Raw genomic sequence first — 7,093 nt, forward strand, 5'->3', positions numbered from 1 at the left:
GAGCGGGCGTCCGCTTTCGACCTGGACGGCGATCAGTTCCCGCAGGCCGCCGATGAGCACGATCGCCATTTCCGGCGGCATGCTGACCGCCGCCTCGTCCCCGGTGCCGTGGTCGGTGCGTCGCCCGATGAGGTCGGTGACGAGCTCGCCGAAGGCCTGCTGGGATCGCTGTTGTAGCGCGCGGGCCGGCTCGCCGAGCGCGGGAGCGTCGCGGCACCAGCTCAGCGCGAGCGCGGGCTGCAGCGCCGAGGTTTCGAGCCAGGCGCCGATCGCCTGGCGCACCTGCACCTGCCAGGGCTGCGAGCTGTCGACGGCCTCGCGGATCCGGCTCACCAGCACCGTGGTAGTCGAATCCAGCAGCGCGAGGTAGCAGTCTTCCTTGCTGCCGAAATGGGCGTAGAACGCCCGCCTCGACATCTGCGCCCGTCCCACGACGTCGCCGACCGTGGTCGCGCGGTACCCCTTCTCGGCGATCTCGCCGGCGAGCGCGGCCAGCAACTCCGCGCGCACGTCCTCCGGTGACAACCGGCGGCGCCGCCGCGGACCGCGGCGCGTTGCTGTCGTGCTCATCGCGTCCACGATAACCGGGCACCGCCCATCCCGGGCACGCCGAATCCCGCCCGCGGGGCCTCGTGTCTCCGGTGCCTCTTGCGCGTTTCGGTACGGCAACATACCTTCTTCTCGGTACATTGATGTACCCACCGTTCGCCGCGGCCGCGCCGTGGGCCGCGGCGAACGCGGCCCAGCCGGATCGTGCGGCGCCGGCGTCGTGTGCAGGTACGGCGCCGGTGTGCGACCTGCCAGGGTCGTGGGGTCGCTCGGCTGCGCCGGTGGACGGGCAGTGGCCGATTCGACGCCGCCTGCCAGCCAGGGATTTCCCGCCAGGCGCGGGGTGAGCACCGATGCGCATGCGGCCGAGCAGGGGCCGGGCGCACGCAGCCGCGCTGTGCCGGTGCGAGCCGGAGGCCGAGGCGGCAGGGGTGGCGGCTTATCCGGCGGTGAGGATCGCGGTGGTGATGGCGACCGCGGTGTCGGCGAGTGCGGTGATGGGGCGGCCGTTCTCAACCTGGGTGGCGATCAGTTCGCGCAGGCCGCCGACGAGGACGACGGCGGCATCGGGGGTGGGCGGGCCGAGTCCCTCGGCGCGGACGCCGGGGTTGTCGGCGAGGTCCTGGATCAGGGTCAGGAACTCGCGCATGGTGTCGCGTTGCAGTTCGCGTGCGGGGGGCGCCGAGGCTGGGGGAATCGCGGATCCAGCTCAGCGTGATGGCGGGGTTGACCTGCGAGCCTTCCAGCCAGGCGTCGATGGCTTGACGGACCTGGGCGCGCCAGGGTGCGCGGGGGTCGACCGAGGCGCGGATGTGATCGATGAGCTGGGTGTTGACCAGGTACAGCAGGGCGATGTAGCAGTCCTCGCGGCTGCTGAAGTGAGCGTAGAACGCTCGTCGTGACATGCGGGCGCGGCCGACGATGTCGGCGACGGTGCACTCGCGGTAGCCGATCTCGGTGATGCACTCGGCGAGCGCGGCCAGCAGCCGGTGACGGATCTCGGTGCCGGGCGGGGACGGGTCGGGGCCGTCCGCCTTGTTCGTCCACCGGGCCGGCACGCTGTTCAACATAGCTCACCGACGGTGGCCGCCAGGACGGGCGGCCGCCTCTTGCCCCGGGTGGGTACATGCGCGTACCGTTCGGCGGGTACGCATACGTACCCATCGGTTCAGGGAGGGGCGCTCATGGTCTCCACGTCGGTTCACATGTCCGCGGACGATCGGGTGGTGCTGCCTCCCGGGCCGCGGTTGCCCCGGTGGGTGCAGGGCGCGGCCGCGGTGGTCGATCGCCGGGGCGGGTTGCGGTTACTGCACCAGGTCTACGGCCCGGAGTACACGCTGCACCTGCCGATTTTCGGTCCGACGGTGGCGGTGAGCGATCCGGAGCTGGTGCGGCAGGTGTTCAAGGCGCCGGCGGGGATGCTCGAGAATGTGGAGCAGAATCTGGGCCGGGTGATGGGGCCGGATTCGATGTTCGCGCTGACCGGTGAGCGTCATCGTGCGCACCGCAAGCTGCTGGCGCCGCCGTTTCACGGCCGGCGGCTGGGCCGCTACGACACGGTGATGGAGCTCGAGGCGCAGCGGGAGTTCGCGAGGGTGCCGGTCGGGACGGTGACTGCGATGCTGCCGTCGATGATGCGGATCACCCTCAACATCATCCTGCGGGCGGTGTTCGGTGCGCAGGGCCGTCATTTCGAGCGGCTGCAGGTGCTGCTTCCGCGGATGGTGGAACTGGGTGCGCAGCTGGCGTTGATCCCGGTACCGCAGTGGGATTGGGGCCGGTGGAGCCCCTGGGGCCGGTTCCTGGGGTATCGCCGCGAGTACGACGCCATCGTGGGCGAGCTGGTCGAGGCGGCCCGCACCGATCCGGCGCTGGACGAGCGCGAGGACATCCTGGCGTTGATGGTGCAAAGCCGCTACGACGACGGCGCGCAGATGACCATCGGCGAGATCGCCGACGAGCTGGTCGCGCTGCTGACCGCGGGCCACGAGACCACCGCCACCACGCTGGCGTGGGCGGTCGAGCGGCTGCAACGCCATCCCGCGGTGCTCGAGCGCCTGGTCGCCGATCTCGACGACGGTGACGAGCAGTCGCTGATGGCGGTGATCACCGAGGTGCAGCGCTGCCGGCCGGTCATCGACAGCGTGTTCCGGCAGGTCGCTGCGCCCCGGTTCGAGCTGGGCCCGTGGGTGCTGCCGCGCGGGCAGGTCATCCTGGTCAGTATCGGCCTGCTGCACGCGAACCCGCAGGTGTTTCCGGATCCGGACCGGTTCGATCCCGAGCGTTTCCTGCGCGCGCGCCGTGACATCAACACCTGGATCCCGTTCGGTGGCGGGAACCGGCGCTGTCTGGGTGCCGCGTTCGCCGAACTGGAGATGCGGGTGGTGCTGCGGACGCTGCTGCGGGAGTTCACGCTGACCCCGCGGGCCGTGCCCGACGAGCGATGGCATTCGCGTGGTGTGGCGTTCGCCCCGGCCCGAGGCGGGCAAGCCGTCCTCACCCCGCGCCGGTGAAGGCAGCGCGCGCGCTGGCGCGGTTCAACCGGGTCGTGACCAACCCCGTGGCGCGGCGGCTGGCCCGCTGGTCGCCGACGTGGTCGATTCTCGAGCATGTCGGGCGCCGGTCGGGCAGCACCTACCGCACACCGTTGTCGATCTTCGTCATCGAGGACGGTTTCGTCGTCCTCATCGGCTACGGGCTCGCCTCGAACTGGGTGAACAACGTGCTCAGCGCCGGCGAGGCCGTCGTCGAGCACCGCGGGCAGCGGGTCCGCGTCGGGCGCCCGGCCCTGATGACCAAACACGAGGCGGGGGCCCTGTCGCCGCGACCACGGCTGCTCTACCGGCTGCTGCCCTTCGACGAGGCCGCGCTGGTACTGCACCGCCTCGCCTGACCCGCCCGGCTCCCGCGAGCCGCGAACAGCGCCGAGCGAAGTCCTGCGGTCCCGCCCTGCGGCGCGCCGCCCGCAGGCACGGCCCCGCACAGGGCCGGGGAACGAAACAACGGGATGCTCGCCGGGGGCGGGCCTGTCGGAGCGTGGAGGACAGGATGGATACGCAGCCACAGGTGTGTGATGTGTTGATCGTCGGCGCCGGGTTGTCGGGTGTCGGCGCGGCGTGCGAATACACGCGCCGCTTCCCGCGGCGCCGCGTCGTGGTGCTCGAGGCCCGCGACCGGGTCGGGGGCACCTGGGATCTGTTCCGCTATCCAGGGGTGCGGTCGGACTCGGATATGCAGACCCTCGGGTACGCGTTCCGGCCGTGGCGGGGCCGCGACGCGATCGCCGCGGGCGCGCAGATCCGCGACTACATCGAAGACACCGCCCGCGAGGCCGGCGTGCTGGGCCACATCCGGTTCGGGCACCGCGTGGTGGAGGCCGCGTTCTGTTCCGCGACGGGGCGGTGGACGGTCGAGGCCGAGACCGGCACGGGCACCGCGGCGAGCCGACGCCGGTTCACCTGCCAGATTCTGCACGTGTGCACCGGCTACTACCGCTACGACCGCGGCCACGTCCCCGACATCGCCGGGCTCGGCACCTTCGCCGGGCCGGTCGTGCATCCGCAAACGTGGCCCGCCGACTTCCAGGCCCGCGGCCGGCGGATCGCGGTCATCGGCAGCGGGGCCACCGCGGTGACGCTGGTACCCGCGCTGGCCGAGGACGCCGCCCACGTCACGATGGTGCAGCGTTCACCCAGCTACATCATGGCCCTGCCGCGCCGCGACGTCATGACCCCGCTGCTCGCGCCGCTTTTGGGCCACCGCCGCGCCGCGGGCCTGACACGGCGGGTCAACATCACCCTCAGCACCGCGGTGTACCGGGTCAGCCGCGCCGCGCCGAGCCTGACCCGGGCGGTCATCCGGGCCGCCAACACCCGGCTGCTGCCCGCGGGCTACGCCGTCGACACCCACCTCAACCCCCGGTACGCGCCGTGGGATCAGCGGATGTGCCTGGCCCCCGACGGCGACCTGTTCCAGGCGCTGTCCGACGGCCGCGCGTCGGTGGTGACCGGCGACATCGACCACGTGACGACCCACGAGATCGTCATGACCTCCGGGCAGCGGGTGCCCGCCGACGCGATCGTCACCGCGACGGGACTGTCGTTGCTGGCCCTGGGCGGGCTGACGTTGCGGGTCGACGACCATACGGTCGACCTGGCCCAGACGGTGATCTTCCGCGGCATGTTCCTGACCGGAGTGCCCAACCTGGTGTGCACCATCGGCTACACCAACCTGTCGTGGACGCTGAAGGCCGGCTTGGTCACCGATCACCTGTGCCGGCTGCTCACCGAGATGGACCGCCACGGCCACACCGTGTTCGCCGTCGCGCCGCCCGGCGAGGGCGGAACCGAACCGCTGCTGGGTTTCACCGCCAACTACGTGCTGCGCTCGGTCGCCCAGTTCCCCCGCGCCGGCCACACGTGGCCCTGGCGGCTGGGCGAGGACTACTTCCGCGACGCGCGCCGGCTGCGCCGCGGCCGCATCCGCCACCCCGCACTGCGCCTGTATTCCCCGCACACGCACCCCGCCACGGCACCGGCCGTCGCGGGCCACCCGCAGCAGCCGGTGTAGCGCCGGACCGTCCACCACCGCCTTCCCGCGCCGGGCGGGCGAACATTTTCCCCTGTGGGAGAAGGGATTTCGACACGATGAAATCGGTACTGGTCACCGGCGCCGGTCGCGGCATCGGACTGGCCGTCACCCAGCGTCTGAGCCGCCGCGGATGGCAGGTGTACGCCGGGGTGCGCCGGCCCGAGGACGAGGCGGTGTTCCGGGGCATGGCCGAGGTGGTGCCGGTCCGGCTGGACATCACCGATCCCGGCGACCTCGCCCGCCTGCCCCAGGTGCTGCCCGCCCACCTCGACGGGGTGGTCAACAACGCCGGGATCGCCGTGCAAGGACCTCTGGAAACGGTGACCAGCGAGCAGCTGACCAGCCAGCTCGAGGTCAACGTCGTCGGGCAGCTCGCCGTGACCCGCGCGGTGCTGCCGCTGCTGCGCGCCGGGCACGGCCGGATCGTGTTCATCTCCTCGCTGTCCGGTCGATTCTCCGCACCGGGTATGGGCGCCTACTGCGCGTCGAAATTCGCGCTCGAGGCCCTCGGCGACGCCCTGCGCGTGGAACTGCGGCCGTGGCAGATCCCGGTGTCGCTGATCGAACCCGGCACCACCGCGACCGACCTGTGGGCCGACGCCACCGGCCAGTTCGAATCCATGGTCGAGGCCCTGCCCCCCGAGCAGGCCCGGCTCTACGAACGCCAGCTCGCCGGAACACGCGCGCTGCTCCCGCGGCTGCAACGCCTCGCCGTGCCCGCCGACAAGGTCGCCGCCGCCGTCGAACACGCGCTGTCGGCCCGCCGGCCGAAACGACGCTACCTGTGCGACACCGCCAGCCGCGCCCAGATGTGGGCCACGGCGGTGACACCCACCGCGGTCCTCGACGCCGTGCTCTCGGCCGCGGTCCACCGCGGCTGACCGACCCGACACCCTCCACACCCCCGACCCCCGGCCCGCCACCGCGGACGGCCGACCGGACCGCCCGGACCGCGAGGCCGGCCGGGACAGCGAAGCCCTTCCCCGCGGCAGGCCGGGCCACCGCACAGCGACACAGTGTTCTACCCGCAGACGAGAACGGCAGCCGGTGATGCAGAACAACCACATATCGAGCAGGTACAGGCGTTTGTGCCAGGCGGGAATCGATGACCCGCACGAGCGCAGGCCCCCGGGCGGCCCGTTCCGGCAATGGCGCGCCGACCGGCTTCCCCGCACCCCGAGGGTGGCCCACCAGTTCTTCGACGCGCCCCGGCGAGAGGTCACCGTGTCCTCCGCGATCTTCGGCCGGACCCGCATCTCACTGGTCACCCGCGGCAACCCGGCCGCGCCTCCGCTGCTGCTCGTGCACGGCCTGATGACCACCGGCTACTCCTGGCGCTACGTGCTCGACGAACTCGCCACCAGCCACCACGTCCTCGTCCCCGATCTGCCCGGCTGCGGCCACAGCGCCGCACCCGCACACGGCAGCTACGCCCCCGAAGCGCTCGGCGTGTTCCTCGGCGAACTCCAGCGCACCCTCGGCATCGACGGCTGCCGCGCGGTCGGCAACTCCCTGGGCGCCATGGTGTGCCTGCGCCGGATGCTCGACGCACCCGCGGCCTTCTCCCGCCTGGTCCTGCTGCACCCGCCGATCTTCCCGATGCCGCGGCTGTACGCGCTGTGGCTGGCGTTGCGCGTGCCGGGCGTCACCGGCCTGCTCGGCCGCCACATCACCGCCAACCCGCTGCGGTGGGCCCACACCCGCGTGCACTACCACGACGACACCCTGAAATCGCTGGAAGAGGCTCAGCAATACGGCCATCCGCTGACTCGCGACACCCATCTGCGCAGCTTCATCCGCTACCTGGCGGAGACGACGAGCCCGTTCGCCCTGCGCCGGCTCACCGCCGACCTCACCGCCGGCCTGCTGGACCCCGCCGATGCCGCACGGATACTGCTCGTCTACGGCGACCGCGACCGCCTCGTCCCGCCCGACCACGGACCACGTCTGCACC

At 72.0% G+C, this 7,093-nt stretch carries 7 protein-coding genes and 1 pseudogene; 5 read left to right on the forward strand and 3 right to left on the reverse strand.

Annotation, left to right across the window (positions count from 1 at the left end; genetic code table 11):
- The 3 genes and pseudogenes from IU476_RS35585 to IU476_RS36600 all read right to left on the reverse strand — a co-directional run.
- Window positions 1-570: TetR/AcrR family transcriptional regulator (locus tag IU476_RS35585; RefSeq protein WP_195106754.1), on the reverse strand; the 570-nt coding region annotated here is incomplete at its 3' end.
- Window positions 571-988: 418 nt separating this feature from the next.
- Window positions 989-1,198: a hypothetical protein gene (locus IU476_RS36595; protein ID WP_228824851.1), complete on the reverse strand. Its 210-nt coding sequence runs from the start codon at window positions 1,196-1,198 to the stop codon at window positions 989-991.
- Window positions 1,199-1,454: 256 nt separating this feature from the next.
- Window positions 1,455-1,619 (reverse strand): annotated as a pseudogene (locus IU476_RS36600) (hypothetical protein); the annotation flags it as partial.
- Between the two features lie 114 nt (window positions 1,620-1,733).
- Here IU476_RS36600 and IU476_RS35595 point away from each other — a divergent pair.
- From IU476_RS35595 to IU476_RS35615, 5 genes are all read left to right on the forward strand, one after another.
- Window positions 1,734-3,062, forward strand: coding sequence for a cytochrome P450 (locus IU476_RS35595; RefSeq protein ID WP_228824848.1), 1,329 nt, complete (start codon window positions 1,734-1,736; stop codon window positions 3,060-3,062).
- Window positions 3,059-3,442, forward strand: coding sequence for a nitroreductase family deazaflavin-dependent oxidoreductase (locus tag IU476_RS35600; RefSeq protein ID WP_195106755.1), 384 nt, complete (start codon window positions 3,059-3,061; stop codon window positions 3,440-3,442). The genes IU476_RS35595 and IU476_RS35600 overlap by 4 nt, the downstream gene beginning before the upstream one ends.
- 155 nt (window positions 3,443-3,597) lie before the next feature.
- Complete coding sequence (locus IU476_RS35605) at window positions 3,598-5,118, forward strand: flavin-containing monooxygenase (protein ID WP_195106756.1); 1,521 nt, start codon at window positions 3,598-3,600, stop codon at window positions 5,116-5,118.
- A 77-nt stretch (window positions 5,119-5,195) separates the two neighbouring features.
- Window positions 5,196-6,020 (forward strand): SDR family oxidoreductase, encoded by an 825-nt coding sequence (locus IU476_RS35610; RefSeq protein ID WP_195106757.1) that lies wholly within the window; start codon window positions 5,196-5,198, stop codon window positions 6,018-6,020.
- Between the two features lie 301 nt (window positions 6,021-6,321).
- The coding region (locus IU476_RS35615) for an alpha/beta fold hydrolase (protein WP_324194592.1) at window positions 6,322-7,093 on the forward strand (772 nt) is incomplete at its 3' end.

The sequence above is a fragment of the Nocardia blacklockiae genome, from assembly GCF_015477355.1.
In the GTDB taxonomy this organism is placed as follows: domain Bacteria; phylum Actinomycetota; class Actinomycetes; order Mycobacteriales; family Mycobacteriaceae; genus Nocardia; species Nocardia blacklockiae.

What these genes read in the sequence shown, in the direction of transcription:
- IU476_RS35605 (WP_195106756.1), top strand. Translation starts at nt 3,598, where the DNA reads ATGGATACGCAGCCACAGGTGTGTGATGTGTTGATCGTCGGCGCCGGG.
- IU476_RS35610 (WP_195106757.1), top strand. Translation starts at nt 5,196, where the DNA reads ATGAAATCGGTACTGGTCACCGGCGCCGGTCGCGGCATCGGACTGGCC.
- IU476_RS36595 (WP_228824851.1), bottom strand. Translation starts at nt 1,198, where the DNA reads ATGCGCGAGTTCCTGACCCTGATCCAGGACCTCGCCGACAACCCCGGC.
- IU476_RS35595 (WP_228824848.1), top strand. Translation starts at nt 1,734, where the DNA reads ATGGTCTCCACGTCGGTTCACATGTCCGCGGACGATCGGGTGGTGCTG.